Annotated in this window: 18 protein-coding genes and 1 pseudogene; 6 read left to right on the forward strand and 13 right to left on the reverse strand. The window is 57.4% G+C overall.

Features of this window, described 5'->3' with window-relative positions; all coding sequences use genetic code 11:
* Nucleotides 1-50: 50 nt before the first annotated feature.
* Nucleotides 51-470 carry a Ros/MucR family transcriptional regulator gene (locus BXY39_RS07535; RefSeq protein ID WP_121938212.1) on the forward strand — a complete coding sequence of 140 codons (420 nt, stop codon included), beginning with the start codon at nt 51-53 and terminating at the stop codon, nt 468-470.
* Between the two features lie 174 nt (nt 471-644).
* Here the strand turns inward: BXY39_RS07535 and BXY39_RS07540 are convergent, their stop codons facing one another.
* The 3 genes from BXY39_RS07540 to BXY39_RS07550 all read right to left on the reverse strand — a co-directional run bounded on the left by BXY39_RS07540 (nt 645) and on the right by BXY39_RS07550 (nt 2,892).
* Nucleotides 645-869 (reverse strand): DUF6898 family protein, encoded by a 225-nt coding sequence (locus BXY39_RS07540; protein WP_121938213.1) that lies wholly within the window; start codon nt 867-869, stop codon nt 645-647.
* 20 nt (nt 870-889) lie between these two features.
* Nucleotides 890-2,107 (reverse strand): 5-aminolevulinate synthase, encoded by a 1,218-nt coding sequence (hemA, locus tag BXY39_RS07545; RefSeq protein WP_121938214.1) that lies wholly within the window; start codon nt 2,105-2,107, stop codon nt 890-892.
* A 308-nt stretch (nt 2,108-2,415) separates the two neighbouring features.
* Nucleotides 2,416-2,892 carry a MarR family winged helix-turn-helix transcriptional regulator gene (locus tag BXY39_RS07550; RefSeq protein WP_121938215.1) on the reverse strand — a complete coding sequence of 159 codons (477 nt, stop codon included), beginning with the start codon at nt 2,890-2,892 and terminating at the stop codon, nt 2,416-2,418.
* Nucleotides 2,893-3,205: 313 nt separating this feature from the next.
* Here BXY39_RS07550 and hemB point away from each other — a divergent pair, with 313 nt between their 5' ends.
* Nucleotides 3,206-4,195, forward strand: a complete 990-nt coding sequence (gene hemB / locus BXY39_RS07555) for a porphobilinogen synthase (RefSeq protein ID WP_121938216.1) — start codon at nt 3,206-3,208, stop codon at nt 4,193-4,195.
* A 1-nt stretch (nt 4,196) separates the two neighbouring features.
* On the opposite strand, the gene BXY39_RS07560 is transcribed toward hemB, so the two are convergent.
* The 6 genes from BXY39_RS07560 to BXY39_RS07585 form a co-directional block, all read right to left on the reverse strand.
* The gene (locus tag BXY39_RS07560) at nt 4,197-4,784 is read right to left on the reverse strand and encodes a C-type lectin domain-containing protein (RefSeq protein ID WP_121938217.1); all 588 of its coding nucleotides are present in this window, start codon (nt 4,782-4,784) and stop codon (nt 4,197-4,199) included.
* A 125-nt stretch (nt 4,785-4,909) separates the two neighbouring features.
* Nucleotides 4,910-5,668 (reverse strand): RNA methyltransferase, encoded by a 759-nt coding sequence (locus BXY39_RS07565; protein WP_245999000.1) that lies wholly within the window; start codon nt 5,666-5,668, stop codon nt 4,910-4,912.
* 4 nt (nt 5,669-5,672) lie between these two features.
* On the reverse strand, nt 5,673-7,040 hold the full coding sequence (cysS, locus tag BXY39_RS07570) for a cysteine--tRNA ligase (RefSeq protein WP_121938219.1): 1,368 nt from the start codon (nt 7,038-7,040) through the stop codon (nt 5,673-5,675).
* Nucleotides 7,037-8,374, reverse strand: a complete 1,338-nt coding sequence (gltX, locus tag BXY39_RS07575) for a glutamate--tRNA ligase (RefSeq protein WP_121938220.1) — start codon at nt 8,372-8,374, stop codon at nt 7,037-7,039. Before gltX ends, cysS begins: the two co-directional genes overlap by 4 nt.
* Nucleotides 8,375-8,453: 79 nt before the next feature.
* On the reverse strand, nt 8,454-10,130 hold the full coding sequence (locus BXY39_RS07580; RefSeq protein ID WP_121938221.1) for an NAD+ synthase: 1,677 nt from the start codon (nt 10,128-10,130) through the stop codon (nt 8,454-8,456).
* A 93-nt stretch (nt 10,131-10,223) separates the two neighbouring features.
* The gene (locus tag BXY39_RS07585; RefSeq protein ID WP_121938222.1) at nt 10,224-11,597 is read right to left on the reverse strand and encodes a class II 3-deoxy-7-phosphoheptulonate synthase; all 1,374 of its coding nucleotides are present in this window, start codon (nt 11,595-11,597) and stop codon (nt 10,224-10,226) included.
* 261 nt (nt 11,598-11,858) lie between these two features.
* On the opposite strand from BXY39_RS07585, the gene gph reads away from it, so the two are divergent.
* Complete coding sequence (gph, locus tag BXY39_RS07590) at nt 11,859-12,560, forward strand: phosphoglycolate phosphatase (RefSeq protein WP_121938223.1); 702 nt, start codon at nt 11,859-11,861, stop codon at nt 12,558-12,560.
* 17 nt (nt 12,561-12,577) lie between these two features.
* Here gph and BXY39_RS07595 read toward each other — a convergent pair whose 3' ends face one another.
* The 4 genes from BXY39_RS07595 to BXY39_RS19460 form a co-directional block, all read right to left on the reverse strand.
* Nucleotides 12,578-13,651, reverse strand: a complete 1,074-nt coding sequence (locus BXY39_RS07595; RefSeq protein ID WP_170163692.1) for a nucleotidyltransferase family protein — start codon at nt 13,649-13,651, stop codon at nt 12,578-12,580.
* Complete coding sequence (locus BXY39_RS07600) at nt 13,644-14,525, reverse strand: HprK-related kinase A (RefSeq protein WP_170163693.1); 882 nt, start codon at nt 14,523-14,525, stop codon at nt 13,644-13,646. Before BXY39_RS07600 ends, BXY39_RS07595 begins: the two co-directional genes overlap by 8 nt.
* A gap of 71 nt (nt 14,526-14,596) precedes the next feature.
* Nucleotides 14,597-14,920, reverse strand: a complete 324-nt coding sequence (locus BXY39_RS07605; RefSeq protein ID WP_121938226.1) for an HPr-rel-A system PqqD family peptide chaperone — start codon at nt 14,918-14,920, stop codon at nt 14,597-14,599.
* Nucleotides 14,921-14,990: 70 nt separating this feature from the next.
* Entirely contained in the window at nt 14,991-15,743 is a 753-nt protein-coding gene (locus BXY39_RS19460) for a hypothetical protein (protein ID WP_211332123.1), read from the reverse strand.
* Nucleotides 15,744-16,772: 1,029 nt separating this feature from the next.
* Here BXY39_RS19460 and BXY39_RS20105 point away from each other — a divergent pair.
* The 3 genes and pseudogenes from BXY39_RS20105 to pstC form a co-directional block, all read left to right on the forward strand.
* A pseudogene (locus tag BXY39_RS20105) lies at nt 16,773-17,492 on the forward strand (sensor histidine kinase); the annotation flags it as partial.
* 135 nt (nt 17,493-17,627) lie between these two features.
* Nucleotides 17,628-18,857 (forward strand): substrate-binding domain-containing protein, encoded by a 1,230-nt coding sequence (locus BXY39_RS07620; protein WP_121938406.1) that lies wholly within the window; start codon nt 17,628-17,630, stop codon nt 18,855-18,857.
* 48 nt (nt 18,858-18,905) lie between these two features.
* The gene (gene pstC, locus BXY39_RS07625) at nt 18,906-20,285 is read left to right on the forward strand and encodes a phosphate ABC transporter permease subunit PstC (protein WP_121938228.1); all 1,380 of its coding nucleotides are present in this window, start codon (nt 18,906-18,908) and stop codon (nt 20,283-20,285) included.
* The last annotated feature ends 28 nt before the right edge of the window (nt 20,286-20,313 follow it).

A 20,313-nucleotide genomic window follows, 5' to 3' on the forward strand; every position in this document is an offset into this window, starting at 1 on the left:
ATGCTGCAATAACCCTCTTAAAGTGTACAAGAAATCGGAGCGACAATTAAATGTCGGAAAATAGCGGAAATTTGCAGAACTCAGAAAACGTTCTAGGTTTGGCAGCTGACATCATCACGGCTTATGTCAGCAATAATACCGTTTCAGCGAATGAACTGCCGGATGTGATTAAAACTGTCTACACGACACTTAACACTATAAACGGCACTGAAGAGGTTGTCGAAGAACGGCAAAAACCTGCCGTACCCATCAAGAAGTCTTACACCAAGGACTATATTATTTGTCTGGAAGATGGCAAAAAGCTGAAAATGCTGAAACGCTATCTTCGGTCCCGTTACAATATGTCGCCCGATGAATATCGCGCCAAATGGGGACTGCCGGCCGATTACCCGATGGTGGCACCCAATTATGCCGCCAAAAGATCAGAGTTCGCCAAGAAAATCGGGCTTGGAAAGCGCGGCCGGGGCTAAGGCGTCCAACGTCGCGTTATTTAATACGGCTGATCCGGCAGATTTTTCGATACCCTCTGCTGTCTCCGGTTTTGTCAATGAGTTCAAAAAGGGGGTATTGCGACACCCCCGCACTTTTGCGGCATGGATTGCACATCCCTGCCGTTCCTCCGATAGCGGCGGGAACAAGAGCGATCAGGCGAGGATACCGCCGGAACCGTCACTTCCCTTATCCGTATCGGCTTTCTTTTGCCGGACATAATTGAGTTTACGCAGGGCGAGAGCTTTCAGAGCCGCATCACCCACGCGGGGGTCACCCACAATACTGACTTCAAGGCCCGTCCGCACGCAAATGGCCGACACCTTGGCGACAGTGCCGTGGGACACGACTTCAAAAATAACCTGATCACGCTCAGGCATCGGGAAAAGGCTCCGCCCGGTCAGGCAACCCTGCGCGCAAGGTCAAGCCGGGACCAAACATCGGTCAAGGCTTCAATCAGCGCATCCATCAGGCTGTCATCATGCATCGGTCCGGGAGTAAAGCGAAGGCGCTCGGTCCCCCGCGGTACAGTGGGATAATTGATGGGCTGGACATAGATGCCATATTCATTCAACAGCAAATCCGATGCCGCCTTGCACTTCACAGGATCGCCAACGAAAACAGGTACGATGTGACTGACGGAGGGCATGACCGGCAGACCTGCACTTGCCATACGCTCTTTCAAGATCGCGGCACGTTCCTGATGCCGCGTGCGTTCGGTGTTGCTGGATCTCAAATGGCGGATACTGGCCAAAGCGCCCGCCGCCAGAACCGGGCTGAGGGCCGTGGTGAAAATAAAGCTGGGGGCGCAAGACCGTACCACATCGACCAATGTCTTCGATGCGGCGATATAACCGCCCATGACACCGAATGCCTTACCCAGCGTCCCTTCAATAATGGTCAGCCGATCGGCAACACCGTCCCGTTCCGCGACACCGCCGCCCTGATGACCATAGAGACCGACGGCATGGACCTCATCCAGATAGGTCATCGCGTTATACCGGTCGGCGAGATCACAGATTTTGCCGATAGGGGCAATGTCGCCATCCATGGAATAGACGGATTCAAAAGCGATCAGCTTCGGCGCCGCAGGATCGGCCGCAGCCAGTAATTCCTCAAGATGTTCGAGATCATTGTGGCGGAAAATATGTTTTTTCGCACCACTTTGACGGATGCCCTGGATCATTGACGCGTGATTGAGCGCATCAGAAAAAATTTCACACCCCGGTAAGAGCCTGGCAAGCGTGGACAATGTTGCCTCATTGGAGACATAGCCGCTGGTGAACAAAAGCGCCGCATCCTTGCGATGCAAATCGGCCAGCTCACGTTCCAGCAGTACGTGATAGTGGTTGGTGCCGGCTATGTTACGGGTACCACCCGCCCCTGCCCCGGTTTCATCCAGTGCGCGGTGCATGGCATCCACGACCTTGGGGTGCTGCCCCATGCCGAGGTAATCGTTTGAACACCAGACGGTAATCGTCCGCGCATTGTCACCGGCGTCAAAGCGGGTCGCTCGCGGGAAAGCCCCGCGTTGGCGAGCGATATCGGCGAAGACGCGGTATCTGCCCTCCTGGCGGATGGTGTCTATCGCATCGGCAAATATTTTCTCATAATCCATCGGTGGCAACCAGTTTCCTGACGGAATCCCCATTATTACCTGACGACGATGCACATCATGTGACCTGGATGGCGTGAACGCCAAACACCCCTGTTTATTACGCAAATGCATGCGCGGCGTCCAGAGCACATATGTCGCAGTATTGATGGAATATTCAAATTGCCATGATCGATTTTGCCTTGATATCGATCAATGGTGGCCATTTTAGCGCATATAAATTCGCGGTACCCGCCACGAAACAGAAAGCCGAAGGCCCTGTTTCGCCCGTACCTCCGGAGATTGGAAGAGCAGTACGATCATTCCCGAGCTTACATGCCAAAATGCAGCTTGTCCGACCAGAAACGCTCCAGGTTGCGCAAATTCCGGCGCAAAACCTTCAAATCATCGTCTGACATCAGCTCATCGGCCAGAAGCTCATCCAGATGTTTTTCATACAAGCCGTCAATCATATTGCGGACTTCGTGACCCTTGTCGGTCAAACCGATCCGGACCGCCCGTCGGTCGTAATCGGACCGCTCGTGGCTCAGATAGTCCATTTCAACCAGTTTTTTCAGATTATAGGACACATTGGAGCCCTGGTAATAACCGCGGCTTTTCAGTTCGCCGGCCGTCATCTCATGTTCACCGATGTTGTAGATCAGCAAAGCCTGAACAGGGTTGAGGTCCTCGCTGCCGATACGTTCAAGATGATTCTTGATCACGTCCAGAAGACGACGGTGCAGACGTTCCACCAGCGACAGAATATCCAGAAACAGCACCTTGGGATGATTGAAATCGTAAGTCATGTTTTTTCACCCGCCAAGCATAGCCTGATGGCTAGTTTTTGTTGAAATTTTGCGAAAATCTTCTACAGGGCAACACCCTAACGAGGAGTTAAAGTTAAAATTTTTTATAAAAAGTGATCGTAACAGCAGATAATCTGTAAAACTCAGAGAACATGACGGAGAAAACAGGACCAGACACACCCTCTCTAAAGCCGATTTCATTGAGAAATATCGAAAGGGGACCGGTTGTTTTATCAGTATGACTGTGCTTCCCTACGAAGCAGGATACCATGATTGGTATAAACCGTAACACCATATAGAGACTGCCGTTATTATGACCGCACGTTTTCCGAATACCCGCCTGCGGCGCCCACGCGCCACCAACTGGTCCCGCCGTATGATACGCGAAACCCGTGCCACCCCGGATGACCTGATCTGGCCCATATTCATCTGTGAAGGCAGGGACACACGCGAACCCGTTGCCTCCATGCCGGGGGTGGACAGAATCAGTATCGACCTTGCCGTCAAAGCCGCCGATGAGGCCAAAGCCCTTGGTATTCCATGCCTTGCCCTGTTTCCGTCAACACCGCGTGACAGGCGTAACGAGCGTGGTGACGAGGCCCTGAACAAGGATAATCTGATAAACCGGGCCTTGACAGCCATCAAGGCAGCCTGCCCGGAGATCGGTCTTCTGGCGGATGTAGCGCTTGATCCTTACACCAGCCACGGGCAGGACGGCCTTCTTGAAGACGGCGAGATCCTGAATGACGAAACCGTCGGCATTCTCGTGCAGCAGGCGGTTCTGCAGGCTGAAGCCGGTGCGGACATCATTGCCCCGTCGGACATGATGGACGGGCGGATCGGCGCCATAAGAGACGAACTGGACAAAGCGGGCTACGCCTCTGTTCAGATCATGGCCTACAGTGCAAAATATGCGTCCAGCTTTTACGGTCCCTTCCGCGATGCCGTCGGCAGCAGCGGCGTGCTTCAGGGCGACAAAAAAACCTATCAGATGGACCCCGCCAACCGGCTTGAAGCCTTACGGGAAGTGGAGCAGGATATCGAGGAAGGCGCGGACAGCGTTATGATCAAGCCGGGTCTGCCTTATCTGGACATTATCCACGCCGTCAAGGGCCGTTTTGGTCTGCCGACCTATGCCTATCAGGTGTCCGGTGAATACGCCATGCTCATGGCTGCGGCCGAAAAGGGCTGGCTGGACGGCGATGCCGCCATTTGGGAAGCCTTTCTCAGTTTCAAGCGTGCCGGGTGCGACGGGGTTCTGACCTATTTCGCCCCGCGCCTGGCGCGGATGATGGGAGCATAGCCTAGTCCACAGACTGTTCGCTCTGCCCGTCAGGCGCCGGAAACTCCACCATCATATATTTCAGATTACCGCCGGGTGCCATGGCTTGCCAACGCACGCCAAACTCGCTCGGCTCATAAAAAACCGGCACGGGGCGACCGCTGGAACGATGTGTGCGACACAATCCGCGAATTGTACCCGGTGCCGTGTCAATCCAGGCCCGAAAGGGTTGGGCATCCAGAGCCGGACCTTCAACCCAATGCGTGGTGATACGCTCGCCGCAATCCACATAAAGGCCGATCCACATACGTTGCTGATTCATCAACTGAAAATGGCTGAGAAGGAAAAAGTGGGTTTCCAAATCCGGGACATGCGCCAAACGTCCGTCACGTCCTTCGACCCTGTATCCACGCACCATCCTGTTGGCATGTGCCCATGTATGCGGAGGTTTGCCAAAAAACTCGAAAACCTGGAAATAACTGTCACTGGCCGAAAAAAATTCCGCCTTGCCCAGCGGGCGGGCAATCGCCGTTCCGGTGGCATCGGGCGTTGCCTGCATCAATCCGGCCAAGATGGACATAACGGCACCGATAAACGCTCCGGACAGCATGGCATTCCCCTTTTTCCCGTCAGTGCACGATCAGCCGTATCCCGGTCAGATTAACGCCGGCCCCGCAGTTTGCAAACACCCGCATCTCTCAACACCATGAGACATCGTATTCCTTGCCGCCGGCTTCAGAACCTGTCATTTTCACTGCCCCGTTCAGGGCGTGTCAGTGCTTTGACAATGCCACGGAACGTACGCACCTCCTGCGCGGAAAAAGACCCGCTTTGCAACAGATTGCGCAACATGCGACGCTGTGCACCATATCTGTCTTCACTGCGGAAAAATCCACGGGCGGCCAATTCGTCTTCCAGGTGCTGCATAAGGCCTATAAGATCCTCTTTAGGAGCGAGGCCGTCTTCATGCGCGGGCCGAACAGACGGTGTCGCGTCATAGGACTGGGCATATTCATACGCCGTGACAACCACTGTCTGCGCCAGGTTCAAGCTGCCGAAATCCGGATTGACCGGCACCGAAAGCACACTGTCCACCAGGGTGACATCGTCATTGGTGAGCCCGGAACGCTCCGGCCCGAACAGGATTGCCGGTTTTTGACCGTCTGTCAGTGCACTACGCATGCGCCGCGCCGCCTCGCGCGGGGTCATGACGGGTTTTGGCATATCACGGCCACGCATCGTCGTGGCAAAGACAAGATGGCAGTCGGCAATGGCATCCTCGACGCGGTCGAAGACCGCTGCCTTGTCCAACACCACATCCGCGCCGGAGGCCGCGGGACCGGCCGATGGATTGGGCCAGCCGTCACGCGGGCTTACCAGTCTCATATCCGTCAGGCCGAAATTCAGCATGGCGCGCGCCGCCATGCCGATATTTTCGCCAAGCTGCGGGCGTACCAGCACAATGGCCGGTTGGCTGTCACATACCTGCGCCACGGCCCTACCCTTCCCGGCGCCACGTTGTGCCGTCGGGGCCGTCCTCAAGAATAATATTGCTGTCGGCAAGCACGCCGCGTATCCGGTCGGCTTCCTGATAATCGCGGGCATCGCGCGCGGCCTTGCGCGCTGCGATCAGTGCCTCAATCTCATCGCCCGTGGGGCCTTCTGCCCCACGCCCGGAGGATGCCTGAAACCAGTCGGTCGCCGGTTGCAGCAGAAGGCCGACAAAACGTCCTGCCGCCAGCAGGTCGTCCGCCCCATCCGGTGTGGCCAATGCATCCATTGCGGCCAGCGCTTTCGGTGTATTCAGGTCATCGCATAATGCCTGTAAAACAGCCGGGGGCACCATTTCCGACGGCTTTACACCGTCCGTCAGACGGTACCAACGGTCGAGCCGGCGCTTTTGCTCGGCCACGTGGTCGAGGGAGAAATCAATCGGCTGGCGGTAATGAGCCGTCATCAGTGACAGGCGCAACGCCTCACCGGGAAACTGCCGGCACAGATCGCGTACCGTGTGAAAATTGCCCAAAGATTTGGACATTTTCTCGCCATCCACGGTCAGATAGCCATTGTGCATCCATGTGCGGACAAAGGGCTTCCCATGACAACATTCGCTTTGCGCGATTTCATTTTCATGATGGGGAAAAATCAAATCCAGTCCGCCACCGTGAATGTCGATCGTATCGCCCAGATGCTCTTCAATCATGGCGCTGCATTCCAGGTGCCAGCCGGGCCGTCCACGTCCCCAGGGGCTGTCCCAGCCGGGCTGCCCGGCGTCGGACGGCTTCCATAATATGAAATCCGCCGCATCGCGCTTATAGGGTGCCACTTCGACCCGCGCCCCGGCGACAAGTTCATCACGGCCGTGCCGGGATAATGCGCCATAGGACTCCATTGCCGGAACATGGAAGAGTACGTGACCGTCAGCGGCATATGCCACGCCCTTGGCGATCAGGCCTTCGACCATACGGATCATCTGCGGCAGGTGATCGGTCGCCTTGGGCGTCAGGCTCGGCGGCAATGCACCCAGTTCACCCATGTCTTGTGAATATGCCTTGGTAAAATGCGCCGTCACATCGGAGATGGACGTACCGTCACGCTTGGCCCGGTCCATGATCTTGTCGTCGATGTCGGTAATATTGCGGACATAGGTCACATGATCCGCGCCATAAAGGCGGCGCAGCAGCCGGAACAGAATGTCAAATACCACGACAGGGCGGGCATTGCCGATATGGGCAAAATCATAAACCGTCGGGCCGCACACATACATTCGCACATTTGCCGGGTCCAACGGGGTGAAACGCTCTTTTTCGCGGGTCAGCGTATTGTGCACCCAAAGTACGAGACGGTCCGCCGGCTGACCGGTCATGCCTTGCGCCCTTCAAGGCGGGCAGCCGCCTTATCCCGTCCGATCAGCGGAAGCAGAACAGACATGTCCGGCCCATGGCTCTGCCCTGTCAGCGCCTGTCTGAGAGGCAGAAAAAGAGCCCGACCCTTGGCACCGGTTTCCGCCTTTATGGCATCGGTCCATATTTTCCACGTCTCGGTGGTCAGATCCCCGTCCGGCAGAAGAGCGCGCACTTTTACCATATGATCGGCATTTTCAATGACGGGCACAACCGGGCCGTCAACAATGCGCCACCAATCAGTAACATCGCTCAATTTGGTCAGATTTGGCCTGACCGCGTTCCAGAATGTTTCGTCAACACCATGAAGATCAATGCGATTGCTTACGGCTCCAAATGGCATTTCATGAAGAATTTTGGCATTCAGCTGATCAAGTTCGGCAGGGTCCAAACGCGCAGCCGCGCGTGAAAACTTACCGAAATCGAATTGGCTGACCAGTGGGTCAAGCGTGGTGAAAGCCTCAATCGGGTCACTGGAGCCAAGCCGGGCCAGAAGTGACAGGATGGACATAGGCTCCAGGCCGGCTTCGTCGCGCAGATCGGCAATGGCCATTGCGCCGGATCGCTTGGACAAACCCTCCCCGCCTTTGCCGGTCAACAAAGCAAAATGGGCCATAACAGGGGGCGTTCCGCCCACTGCCTTGAAAATCTGTGTCTGCACGGCTGAATTGGTTACATGATCCTCGCCGCGTACGATATGGGTGATGCCATAATCCACATCGTCCACGACGCTGGGCAGAGTATAAAGATAGCTGCCATCTTCACGGATGAGGATCGGGTCCGAGACGGAGCCGAGGTCGATGGACACATCGCCACGGATCAGGTCGGTCCAGTCGACGCGGGCCGGCACATCAAGCTTAAAACGCCAGTGGGGCCGACGGCCCTCCGCCTCAAGTTTTTGCCGCTCGTCATCACTGAGCGTCAGGGCCGCACGGTCATAGACGGGCGGCAACCCCCGCGAAAGCTGGATTTTGCGCTTGATCTCCAGCTCTTCCGCCGTCTCATAGCAGGGATAGAGCAGCCCCTGCTCTTTCAACGTCTCAACGACACTGTTGTAGCGGTCAAAACGTTCGCTCTGACGGAAATGCGCATCCCATTCCAGGCCAAGCCATGTCAGATCGTCACGTATGCCCTGCTCATATTCCGCCGTTGAACGTTGCCGGTCGGTGTCGTCAATGCGGAGTATGAAATCCCCGCCCTGCTGCCGTGCGAAAAGCCAATTAATCAACGCGGCACGGATGTTGCCCAAATGCAGGCGGCCTGTCGGCGATGGAGCAAAGCGAACCTTGATGGTCATCGATATATTCTTTCAACCAAATATGAATGCACAACCCACTGCGAAACCGGCGGTTCCGCAGGCATGCCCTGCCAGGCTGTCACTCAGGACGGCGAGCGCTGCGGAAGCCGTTCGTAATCGGATACCGGCGGTCCCGGCCAAAATGCTTCGACGTAATCTTGACCCCCGGCGGAGCCTGACGCCGTTTGTATTCGGCGATGTACAGCAGATGCTCCACCCGCGCAACCTCCGCCCCGTCATGGCCATCGGCCACAAGGTCGTGGACGGCACGGTCTTCATCCACCAGCCCCTGCAATATCGCATCCAGCCGATCATAAGGCGGCAGGCTGTCTTCGTCGCGCTGATCGGGTTTCAGTTCCGCCGTGGGGGGTTTGGAGATGATGGTCTGCGGAATGACCGACCCCGCCGGGCCGAGAGCCCCTTGCGGGACAGCCGCATTGCGCCAGTGCGACAATGCGAAAACATCGGTCTTGTAGATATCCTTCAGCGCATTGTAGCCGCCACACATGTCGCCATACAATGTGGCATACCCAACCGATACCTCCGACTTGTTGCCCGTTGTCAGCACCATGCCGCCAAACTTGTTGGACAGAGCCATCAGCAGAACACCCCGCAAACGGGACTGGATATTTTCCTCGGTCGTATCCGGCTCGCGGTCACCGAACAGGGGCGTCAACATATGGTGAAACGCGGCAACGCCCTCTTCGATACCGATGATATCATAGCGGACGCCGAGGGCGTCGGCGCATGCCCTGGCATCCGTCAGACTGTCGTCCGAGGTATAGCGCGACGGCATCATAACGCAGTGCACCCGGTCGGCGCCCAGCGCATCGACGGCAATGGCCGTGGACAGCGCACTGTCGATACCGCCGGACAGTCCGATGATGACACCGGGAAACCCATTTTTGCCGATATAGTCGCGCACCCCCAACACAGCAGCCTGATAAATGCACTCCAACCTGTCTTCCGGCAGATAGACATCATGCATATCGCCGGTTTTAAGGGTGCCGGTCGCGGGATCAAAACAGATCAGCCTGCCATCCGCCTGCCAGGCATGCAGACGCATCGACAGACTGCCATCACTTTGCAGGGCAAAGCTGCCGCCATCGAAGATCAGCTCATCCTGCCCGCCCCACTGATTACAGAAGACAAGCGGTCGTCCACATTCCCGCACGCGGTCTTTTGCCTGTTCCAAGCGCGACGAGGACTTGCCGACCTCAAAAGGGCTGCATGTGGGAACAAGCAGCAAATCCGCCCCTGCTTCGCTTAAAGCGCGGGCGGTCTCGGGCAGCCACATATCCTCGCAGATCATCAGACCAAGGCTGACACCGCGGAACTGAACCGGGCGCGGATGTGGGCCTGCCTGAAAAATCCTTTTTTCATCGAAGACGCCGTAATTGGGCAGTTGCTGCTTGTAGCGAACGGCTTCGACGCTGCCGCCGGCACACAGGATGACGGCATTGTACAGAACGCCGTCTTCCATCCAGGGTGCGCCAATCACCAGTCCGGGCATATCTTCGCCGGCCGTTAGACGGGCCAGACCCTCCACGGCCCGGCGCGCTTCCCTTTGAAAAAAGGGCTGGAGAACAAGGTCTTCCGGCGGATACCCAATAACGGACAGCTCCGGTGTGACCACCAAATCGGCGCCTGCATCCACACCGTCGCCGTAAACCTGGCTGATCAGCTCGCCATTGGCGGCTATGGCGCCAACCGTGGGATTGATCTGCGCCACGTAGATATTCAGAAGCTCGGACATTTCCGCCCACCCCGGTCGCGTTTGTTTCAGAATTCACGGTCAAGATGTCCACGCACTGGCGGACCGATTCCCGACCGCACCAACCGTGTCCGATCAGGCCGCCGCGCCGGCCGCAATGGTCAGACGTTCCTCCTTCAGCAGTTCAGCAATGAGGAATGCCAGCTCAATTGCCTGATCGGCATTCAGACGCGGGTCGCAATGAGTATGGTAGCGGCTGGAAAGATTGTCTTCCGTGACAGCAATGGCACCGCCCGTACATTCCGTGACATTCTGCCCCGTCAGTTCCAGGTGAATGCCGCCAAGATAGGTCCCTTCCGCCCTGTGAACGGCAAAAACCTGCCGCACCTCCTGCAAGATACGATCAAAGGGCCGGGTCTTCAGACCCGAGGCGGCCTTGATCGTATTGCCGTGCATGGGATCGCACGACCAGATGACCGACCGGCCCTCTTCCTTCACGCGGCGCAAAAGACGCGGAAGGTATTTGTCGACACTCTCAGCGCCGAAGCGGGAAATCAGGGTCAGGCGGCCCGGTTCATTCGCCGGATTGAGAAGGTCCATCAGGCGGATCAGATCGTCCGGGTCGGTGGTCGGCCCGACCTTGGAGGCAATCGGGTTGGCGATACCGCGCAGAAATTCCACATGGGCGCCGTTCGTCTGCCGGGTACGGTCGCCGCACCACAAAAGATGGGCGGACGTATCATACCACTGACCGGATGTGGAATCGACGCGGGTCAATGCCTGTTCATAGCCCAGCAGAAGCGCTTCATGCGATGTGTAAAAATCAGTGCCCTGCAACTGGCTGACATTGGCCGGATTGACGCCGCAGGCCTCCATGAAAGCAAGTGCTTCACTGATGCGGTCCGCCAGTTCACTGTATTTTTCGCCAGCACCGCTCTGACTGACGAAATCCAATGTCCACCGATGTACGGACATAAGGTTGGCATAGCCCCCCTGGGCAAAGGCCCGGATGAGATTCAGCGTGGCCGCCGCCTGACTGTAGGCACGCAGCATGCGTCTCGGGTCAGGCACACGGGCATCGGCCTCAAAGACGATATCATTGATGATATCCCCACGGTAGCTAGGCAGTTCCACACCGTCCCGCGTTTCCACGCCACTGGACCGTGGCTTGGCGAACTGGCCGGCCAAACGACCGACCTTGACCACGGGGCAACTGGCGGCAAAGGTCAGAACCACGGCCATTTGCAGAATCACGCGAAAGGTATCGCGAATATTATCGGGATGAAATTCCGCAAAACTTTCGGCACAGTCGCCGCCCTGCAACAGAAAAGCGCGGCCCTCGGCGACATCGGCCAATTGCGCTTTCAGCTGTCGTGCCTCGCCGGCGAACACCAATGGCGGATAGCCGGACAATTCCTTCTCGACATCTGCAAGAGTTGTTTCATCCGGATAGTCCGGGACCTGGATGATGGGCATATCGCGCCAGCTATCCGGTTTCCACGCCGTCATGGGCCGTCCTTTCCTCGTCTTCCCGTCAGACACACAAACATATAATACACAAACCACCTGACCATAGACCACTACGCCCGTCATATGGCAAGCAGTTAACGCTGCACCGCAACACTGGCGACGGTGTTCAATACCATATGGCGTATGACCATCCGTCAGCCCGGTGTTTACCGGTCGGACAGGACATCTCCAATATTTTGACTCCAAGCATAAGCATGACCTATGTGCGGGACATTGTCGCGGCGGCAGAAAGGCACACCCATGACAGCGTTGACAGTTCAGCCCCCCTTTCGCGTCGGAAAGATCATCTTCGATCTGGACGGCACACTCATCGATTCCGCACCGGACCTGCACGCCGCGACCAATCATGTGCTGGAAACCATCGGCCGGCCACACATCACCCTCGGACAAGTGCGCCACATGGTCGGCCAGGGCGCCCGCAGGCTTATTGAAAAGGGACTGACGGCAACAGGCGGCCGGCAGAACCACAGCATAGACGATCTGTTGCCGGTTTTTCTGGAATATTACGGAAACAACCTGACACGCCATGGAACCAGCCTGTTTGCCGGCGGGGCGGATCTCCTGGATACGCTGAGTGCGACCGGGTTCGGTCTCGGGCTGTGCACCAACAAGCCCGTCGCGCTGACAAAACCATTGCTGTCGGCGCTGAAGATCGATCATCATTTCGGCGCGGTTCTGGGCGGCGACAGTCTGTCCGTCCGCAAACCGGACCCCCGCCACCTGATCGAGACAGCCGACCGCCTGTCCGGTAGTACCGGTGCCGCCCTGATGGTGGGAGACAGCAGCAGCGATATCGATGCCGCCAAAGCAGCCGGCTGGCCGTCCATCGCCGTCACATTCGGATACAGCGCCCGTCCGGTGCAGGAGTTGGGCGCCAGTCATCAGGTCGACAGCCTGCGGGAGATTGCCGGTCTCGTCCTTTTAAAAACGCAGCCGGTTTGAGGCGCTGGGCCCGTCCTTTAAGGCGCAGAGACGTCGCGCTGCCTTTTCCTGGTCAGGAAAGCGGAAAGCGACACCCAGCCCTTTGCCAAAGCATGCCGGATCAGAAGCGGCAGCGGCATGCGCAGCCAATGCCCCCTCGCCCACAGGAAAAACCGGGCCAAACGGTAAAAGGGGGCTTCCGTCAGCACCACCATCATCGCCCAGCGGGTCAGCAACAACGCCGGGTGCATATCCTGTTTGCGCAGTGTTTCATAGAGCTCCCGCGCATGCTGGCGTCCCGGCCTGCGCGCCAGGATCCACATGGCTGTCGTCACCGCCATGGCACCACCGACCTGTTTCAGGCGGCCCGGCACCGCACCGCGTCCGGACGGGCCAAGGGCCGTGAACAGGGCATCCAGTTCCAGAAGGCTCCTCAGCGGCGTGGCAAACTCGCCATCGGCAAGCGCGTGCGTGGCGGAATGAATGAAAAGGTCCACCATGTTCAACGCTCTGAGCCCACTGCCCGGAATGGGGACGCTGCCGGCAATCATGCCGGCCGTATCCAACTGGTGTCGTGCAGTCGGGGGGATCAGAGCATGATGGACATCCATCAGGGTTTTGCGGTTCCGATGACGCAGTGGCGGCAGCTCATGCATCCAGTTGCGGTAATAGGCCCTGTCATAAGCGTTATCGGTCTTTTCATCCGGCCGCCATCCTGCGGCGTGCAGGGCTTTCTCAAAATCCGGCAAGCAGCTTTTTTCGATCAGGATGTCCAGATCGCTGACACGCCGGCCCCTGGCAACCGCCAGGTCCAATGCCACGTAGGCCCCTCCCTTTAAAAGGACGGGCCGTATATCAAGACCGTAAAGTGCCCGTTCCAGCCTGTTGATTTCAAATTTCAACATTCTGCGGTCCGCCTCTGCCGGTACCGTCGCATTGGCGAGGATATCAGCCCGCTTACCATCCCTCCTGTCCTGAACGGCAAGTGCCAGCGCGGCCAAAACATGATGGCGGTCCGCCATACAAAACAGCCGGTCACAGGCAGCCTCGTCATCCGGCAGGACAGCGCGGCCCAGCAGACAATCCAACAAAGTCCCGACGCCATCAGCCATGCGTTTCATCCATGGCGACAGGGACCGTTGCGGTCAAGTCCTCTTCAATATGGCGGGCCGCGGCAAGGGCATCGGAGAAAGACAGTTCATATGCGCGCGCAAAACCGGTCAGTCGTTTCAGTGCCTCAAATCCCGTCCGCCCCAGAAGGTGATAATTCGTCGAACTGGCAACCAAACGCAGGAAGGCGTCGCTGCGGGGCACGGGAACAGCCGCCAAATCGCTACCCTGTTCATACTGCGGAAAAACAATAGCCGCAGCCGTCACGGCCTGGCCCGCCCCGGTCACATCCTCGGGCCTGACCCGGCGATAGGCAATGCTGCCCTTTGGTGTGTCATGATATGTATTGCTGAGCGCGCTCTCCCCCAGCCAGGCATGGGCCAGCGCCACGGACTCGTTCTTCAGTGAGACCGGGCGGGGATATCCGAGAAGCAGTCCGTCCGGCAGACGGAAAAGCGCGAATTCATCCGACAACAACCGCCAGCCCTGCGTCATCAAGGCCAATGTCAGAGTGCTTTTCCCGCCACCGGAAGGGGCACTGATCACCACGGCGCGGCCATTCTTTTCCACGACACCGGCATGCAGGATACCCAATCGCCAGCATTTCAGGGCCACGGCGGCATTCATCGCCATTTCCATAACAAGCGGCGCCATCGATACGGGCAAAGGCAGGGACGGCAGCGCAAAACCGGGGTCTGCGACAAGCTGATCGCGGAGCCAAAATCCGCGCATACTGCGCGGCCGGCGTATCGCCACATGAAAATCCGACAGACCGGGCACCAGCGATACCGGTACGGGCGCATACTGGTGAAACAGAAAATCGACAACAGGTTCCGGCGGCGCTTTCAACGCCATGACGAAAGGCCCCAGGTTCATCCTGAGGTGCCCTTTACGAAGCGCCCGGCACACCGAAACACGCGAACATTCGCCAAGAGGGGTGTCAATGGTCATTCAGCGGTTCCGGCCGCAATCGATTGCGGCGGTAACATGGGCTGAACGAGGCCCGCATGGTCCAGATCGTCAAGCGTCGCATCGACAAGGCGGGCGGGACATTCCCGAATAGACAATCCAAGACGTCCGGGTACTGCCGTGCGCAATTCACCCCTAGAGGCCGGAGCGTCGCGGAGACAATCCAGAACGGCGGCGGCAAGGATATGCAAAATATGCGTTGTGCCGGACAAATCCGCATAGGCCATGACCGCTTCGTCTTCCGGCAGGTCTTCAAGAATGAGAGGACCGGGCGACAGATGCCAAGAGACATCGTCACCCACTTGCGGCCCTGCTGAATACGGATGTGTCACCCAGGCAGCCTTAACACGTCCAGGAAATCAGGGCAGCGGATTATCCGCCCTGCTGATCAAAATAATTCAAGACGGAAACGATACAGGAAATACCGGGGAAATTCCCGGAATTGCCATACACCTCGGCATAACGGGTTGCCAGCAGAATGTAGAAACCGCGCTTGCCGTTCAGTTTCCAGTTCCCCTGTGCATCGACGCGCCTGGAGATCGGAAACTCAATGTCTCTCTTGTTGACAATGATTTTGTAGTTGCAGCTGACATCCTTGTTGCCATTGCCACCATCATCGTCGTCATCGTCGTCATCATCGTCATCATCGCCGCCGTCATCATCGTCATCCCACCACCAGTAATGGCGGCTGTTCTGGTCCTGAAAGGCATTCATGACGGGACGCAGATCATCCTCGTCATCGTCCCACCAACCATCATCGTCGTCGTCATCGCCCCAACCACCATCATCATCGTCATCGTCCCCCCAATCGTCATCGTCGTCGTCACAGCCTTTCGGGCGGCGATTTTGCGGTGCGGTTCCGGCGGGAAAGATGAAACTGGCGCTCGACTTGATCTCGTCGACATGGCTCTGCTTCACCTTGTTCGGGGCACTGCTCCAGCCCAGGTCGGCCATCCAGACCGCACCGGCCGCATCCACCAGAAAAACATAGCCCGCCGGCATACGAAACAGGCATGTCAATTGCGAAACCAGCGCCTGACTGGCGGAAGCACGCAGTGTCAAAACCGTAGGCACGGCCGCGGTGCCGAGAGCCAGAACCTGACGGCGCGCGGCATCAACGTCCACACGCCCCTTTTTTTCCGGTGCCTGACCTGTCCGGTCTGTCTTTCCTGTCTTCAAGATCGCCTCACCTGCCTGACGTCAATTTTGCCGTATCCATGGATTTTTACGACTTTTTAAATCATCTTTTACCGAACGGATAACCGACAACATGATTAATTTATTATTTACGGTATTTTAAAGTGGCAGGTCCAGTGCCGACACGCGTCATATCCGTCAATGTGGATCACTTTCGCAAACTGCCATGACCGGAATTGACCGGGGACGTTCAAACGCGAGTTTATACACATATGAAAAACAACCTAATTGTGCAGGGTTTCAAAAAATTGAAACATATATGCCATTAAGTCGCCCCCTCTATGGATCAACACGGGATGATACCCAGAGTCACACGGCCCTATGTCGCCGTGAAGCTGTGGTATATCTTCACGATGGCCAAAACCCATATTTGCCAACGGAAATACAATGAGCGGTCCGTTTCGTCGATATCGCAGTCTCTTGAATGAACGTACCGCCGTACTGGCCGTCGGCCTGCTTCTTCTGTTTCTGCAACTGCTCGGTCAGGTCACCTTTCTCGGGCTCGTGCTGGTGCTTGGTCTGGTTTTCACCCTTCTGATTCAGCTGGAAATAAAGCGCCGGATGGAAAACCTGTCCAACAGGCGCAGCGAGGTTCAGCAGCACAAAAGTGAGCGCACGCGCGGACTGCAACTTTTGCGGGCACATGCCCTGAACAGCCTGCCCTCCCCCATTCTGCTGATCGGCCAGGATCACAAGATCGTGTTCGCCAACGAAGCCGCGCGTGGTCTGCTGGGTACCGGCATTGTCGGCGAGGATGTTTTTCTGTACCTGCGTCAGCCGCATGCGGTTCAGGCGATTGACCAGGCACTGGCGGGACAAGGCGGGTCAACCGACTCGATCCGTTACACCACCAGCAAGGACCGTTCCTTCGACATGACCATCGCGCCCATTTCGGCGGATTTGCCGGAAGAGGAAACCCAGGCCATGGTCTTTTTCTATGAAGTGACAAGCCTGCTGCGGACCGAGCGGATGCGGGTCGATTTCGTGGCCAATGCCAGCCATGAGCTGAGAACCCCGTTATCCTCGCTGATGGGCTCCATTGAAACATTGCTGGGGCCGGCGCAGGACGACCCCGAAGCCCAGCAACGTTTTCTGCAGATCATGCAGAAAGAAGCCGAACGGATGGCGCGCCTGATCGACGATCTTCTGTCACTGTCACGGATTGAAATGTCACGGCACGTGCCGCCGAGCACCACTGTCGATGTCTCTCTGATCGTGGGCAACGCCATCAGTACGGTGCTGCCCATTGCCCGGCGGCGGGATATGCAGTTCAGCGCCGAATTGCTCTCCGCCCTGCCGAAGGTGCGCGCCGATGAGGACCAGATCACCCAGGTGATGCTGAACCTGCTGGTCAATGCTTCCAAATATGCCGACCAGGGCACGATCGTTCACATCAGCGGAGCCCTCAGCAACACCGGAAAACATGTCATTCTGAGCATTCGTGACGAAGGCCCCGGGATCGCAGCGGAGCATCTGGCCCGTTTGACCGAAAGATTTTACCGCGTCGATACCGCCCGGTCGCGCAAAATGGGCGGCACCGGACTGGGGCTGGCAATCGTCAAACACATATTGCTCCGCCATGAAAGCCAGCTGGACATCCGCAGCCAGCTCGGCAAGGGGACAACGTTCAGTTTCCGTCTGCCCATTGCCGCCGAAAAAACGCCGTCCGCAGCCTGACGGCAGGCCACGGACGTGTCATCACCCTGTCATAATGGCAAAGTAACGCTGGCGGCAGTGGTGGGCGGCACATTATCCTGCAGTGTGATACCTTGCAGTTTCCGGGCGCTGTCTTCGCCGATGGAGTTTCGTTTCATGGTGCGCTTGTTGGCAATGGCTGCCCTGGCAGGTTTTGCCCTGCTGACTGACGGCGGGCCCCTGTCCACAGGCGGCCCTGCGTTGGCCCAGCCACGCGATCAGATCCGGGTGACCGGCTCTTCCTCCATTTATCCCTTTGCAACGGTCGTGGCCGAGGAGTTCGGACGCAGTAGCGATTTTCGCTCCCCCATAGTCGAGGGCATCGGTACCGGCGGCGGTTTTGAGCTTTTTTGCGCCGGACTGGGAACCAAACACCCCGACATCGTCAACGCATCCCGCCGGATAAAACAGTCTGAAATCGAACGGTGCGCGAGCAATGGGGTCAGCGGTATCATTGAAATCAAATTCGGCAAGGATGGCATCGTGCTCGCCAATACAAAGGCAAGCACCCAGTTCACACTAAGCCTGAGGGAAGTTTTCCTGGCATTGGCCAAACAGGTTCCGGCCGACGGCACAACAGGCGGCCCAGGCAACATGATGCCAAACCCCTATACCCGCTGGAATGAGATCAACCCGTCCCTGCCGGATGAGCCGATCACGGTCATGGGACCGCCACCGACGTCCGGCACCCGCGATGCCTTTAATGAAACCGCGATGGAAAACGGATGCGACAGCTTTGCCGGCATTGCCACCCTCAAGGAGACCAACCCGCGGCAGCATTTGCAATTGTGCCACGCCATTCGTGAGGATGGCCATTATGTGGAAGCCGGGGAAAACGATAATCTTATCGTTCAAAAGCTTCAGTCAAACCCTCGTTCTTTAGGCATTTTTGCGTTTAGCTTTCTGGACCAGAACAACGATGTTCTACAGCCGGCGCAAATTCTGGGAGAAGACGGCAGGCCGGTCGAACCCAGCTTCGATGAAATTCTCAACGAGCATTACCCGGTTTACAGAAATCTTTATTTCTATGTCAAAAAAGCCCATATGCGCATTGTACCGGGACTGCAGGATTATCTTCGCGCTTTCATGAGCGAGGAAGCGGTCGGTGAATTCGGCTACCTGACAGACCGGGGGCTGATCCCGTTAAGATCCGAAGAACGCAGCCGCTACCGCAGTGCCGCCGAAAACATGCTGGATATGAAAAGCATGCGCACCGGGGCCCCGGCAGATCGGGGCGACGGCTCTCCAGACACGCCGCGCCCCCCGGAAAACACCCCCCACCGTTCGGCGACGCCTGCCGGGAATGCCACAGCGGGTGACATGACAGGCGGAAAACGGAATGTCTGACATGAATGCCCCGATACATCCCGCTTGCCGCGCACAGGCCGTGTTGTCATGACAATCAGCACCATATTTACCGTGATCGCAGTTCTGGCGCTGATCGGTTTCAGCGCCGCAAGACAGCGTTCCGTTGCCCTTGTCGGGGGGGACACCGCCAAGCTCCATTCCCTTCCCCGGCACTATGGATATTTCGGTACCGCCTGTGTGCTTCTGCCCTCCATTACGGTCTTCGTTCTCTGGCTGGTGTTCGGTCAGACCGTGGTCGAGAGTCTCATGCTTTCCGGCCTGCCCGACAAGGTTGTCGCGGCTTATGACGGTGAAATCCATATTTTGCTCAACCGTATCCGGATCGCTGTCGAACAGGGCAGCAGGATTGAGAACGATCCCGATATTCTGAACGCGGCTGAACACTATTTCAGGCTGTACAAAACGGGCTTGTGGGCCACCTTCGGACTTTCACTGGCAACCGGCCTGATGGGAATGGCTTTCGCAGTCAACAAGGCACACCCCTCTTTTCGAGCGCGCAACCGCTTTGAAAGTATCCTGATGGTCTGTCTGATGGTCAGTTCGGGAATTGCGATCGTCACCACCCTTGGCATTGTCGCGTCGCTTCTGTTCGAAAGCCTGCGTTTTTTTGCGGAAGTACCCGTCGGTGAGTTCCTGTTCGGTCTTCATTGGAGCCCACAGACAGCCCTTCGTGCCGACCAGGTGGGGTCGTCCGGAGCCTTCGGAGCCGTCCCACTTTTCGCCGGCACCCTTTTGATCAGTTTTCTCGCCCTTCTGGTGGCTGGACCGATCGGTCTTCTCTCGGCGATATATCTTACACAATACGCCAATACGACTGTGCGCAGTATTGTAAAACCGGTGCTGGAAATCCTCGCAGGCGTGCCCACGGTCGTCTACGGGTTCTTCGCGGCCATTACGGTCGCCCCGTGGCTACGGCGGACCGGCGAGGGATTTGGCATTCCCATCGCCGCGGAAAGCGCACTGGCGGCGGGGCTGGTCATGGGCATCATGATCATTCCTTTTGTATCGTCTCTGTCGGATGATGCGATCACCGCCGTTCCCAAAGAACTGGAGGAAGGCTCGCTGGCTCTTGGGGCAACCCGCTCGGAAACCATTACCAAAGTCATTCTGCCCGCCGCCCTGCCCGGTATTGTCGGCGCCTTTCTGCTGGCGATCAGCCGTGCCGTCGGGGAAACAATGATCGTGGTCATGGCAGCGGGCATGCGCCCGAACCTCACCGCCAATCCGTTCGAGGCCGTGACAACCGTTACCGTTCAGATCGTCGCGCTTCTGACGGGAGACCAGGCATTTGACAGTGCGAAAACGCTGTCGGCCTTCGCCCTTGGCCTGATACTGTTCATCATCACGCTGGGGCTGAATGTCGCCGCCCTCCGCCTTGTGCGGAAATACCGCGAGATTTACGAGTAAAGGGCCGTGCAGTGACGAATACAGAAAC

This window comes from Eilatimonas milleporae, from assembly GCF_003688555.1.
Classification (GTDB): domain Bacteria; phylum Pseudomonadota; class Alphaproteobacteria; order Sphingomonadales; family Kordiimonadaceae; genus Eilatimonas; species Eilatimonas milleporae.

Coding starts and splice junctions, on each gene's coding strand:
- hemA (WP_121938214.1), bottom strand. CDS start 2,107: ATGGATTATGAGAAAATATTTGCCGATGCGATAGACACCATCCGCCAG.
- pstC (WP_121938228.1), top strand. CDS start 18,906: ATGACAATCAGCACCATATTTACCGTGATCGCAGTTCTGGCGCTGATC.
- hemB (WP_121938216.1), top strand. CDS start 3,206: ATGACCGCACGTTTTCCGAATACCCGCCTGCGGCGCCCACGCGCCACC.
- gph (WP_121938223.1), top strand. CDS start 11,859: ATGACAGCGTTGACAGTTCAGCCCCCCTTTCGCGTCGGAAAGATCATC.
- BXY39_RS07600 (WP_170163693.1), bottom strand. CDS start 14,525: ATGAACCTGGGGCCTTTCGTCATGGCGTTGAAAGCGCCGCCGGAACCT.
- BXY39_RS07550 (WP_121938215.1), bottom strand. CDS start 2,892: ATGACTTACGATTTCAATCATCCCAAGGTGCTGTTTCTGGATATTCTG.
- BXY39_RS07595 (WP_170163692.1), bottom strand. CDS start 13,651: ATGGCTGATGGCGTCGGGACTTTGTTGGATTGTCTGCTGGGCCGCGCT.
- gltX (WP_121938220.1), bottom strand. CDS start 8,374: ATGACCATCAAGGTTCGCTTTGCTCCATCGCCGACAGGCCGCCTGCAT.
- BXY39_RS07540 (WP_121938213.1), bottom strand. CDS start 869: ATGCCTGAGCGTGATCAGGTTATTTTTGAAGTCGTGTCCCACGGCACT.
- BXY39_RS07585 (WP_121938222.1), bottom strand. CDS start 11,597: ATGACGGCGTGGAAACCGGATAGCTGGCGCGATATGCCCATCATCCAG.
- BXY39_RS07620 (WP_121938406.1), top strand. CDS start 17,628: ATGGTGCGCTTGTTGGCAATGGCTGCCCTGGCAGGTTTTGCCCTGCTG.
- BXY39_RS07560 (WP_121938217.1), bottom strand. CDS start 4,784: ATGCTGTCCGGAGCGTTTATCGGTGCCGTTATGTCCATCTTGGCCGGA.
- cysS (WP_121938219.1), bottom strand. CDS start 7,040: ATGACCGGTCAGCCGGCGGACCGTCTCGTACTTTGGGTGCACAATACG.
- BXY39_RS07580 (WP_121938221.1), bottom strand. CDS start 10,130: ATGTCCGAGCTTCTGAATATCTACGTGGCGCAGATCAATCCCACGGTT.
- BXY39_RS07535 (WP_121938212.1), top strand. CDS start 51: ATGTCGGAAAATAGCGGAAATTTGCAGAACTCAGAAAACGTTCTAGGT.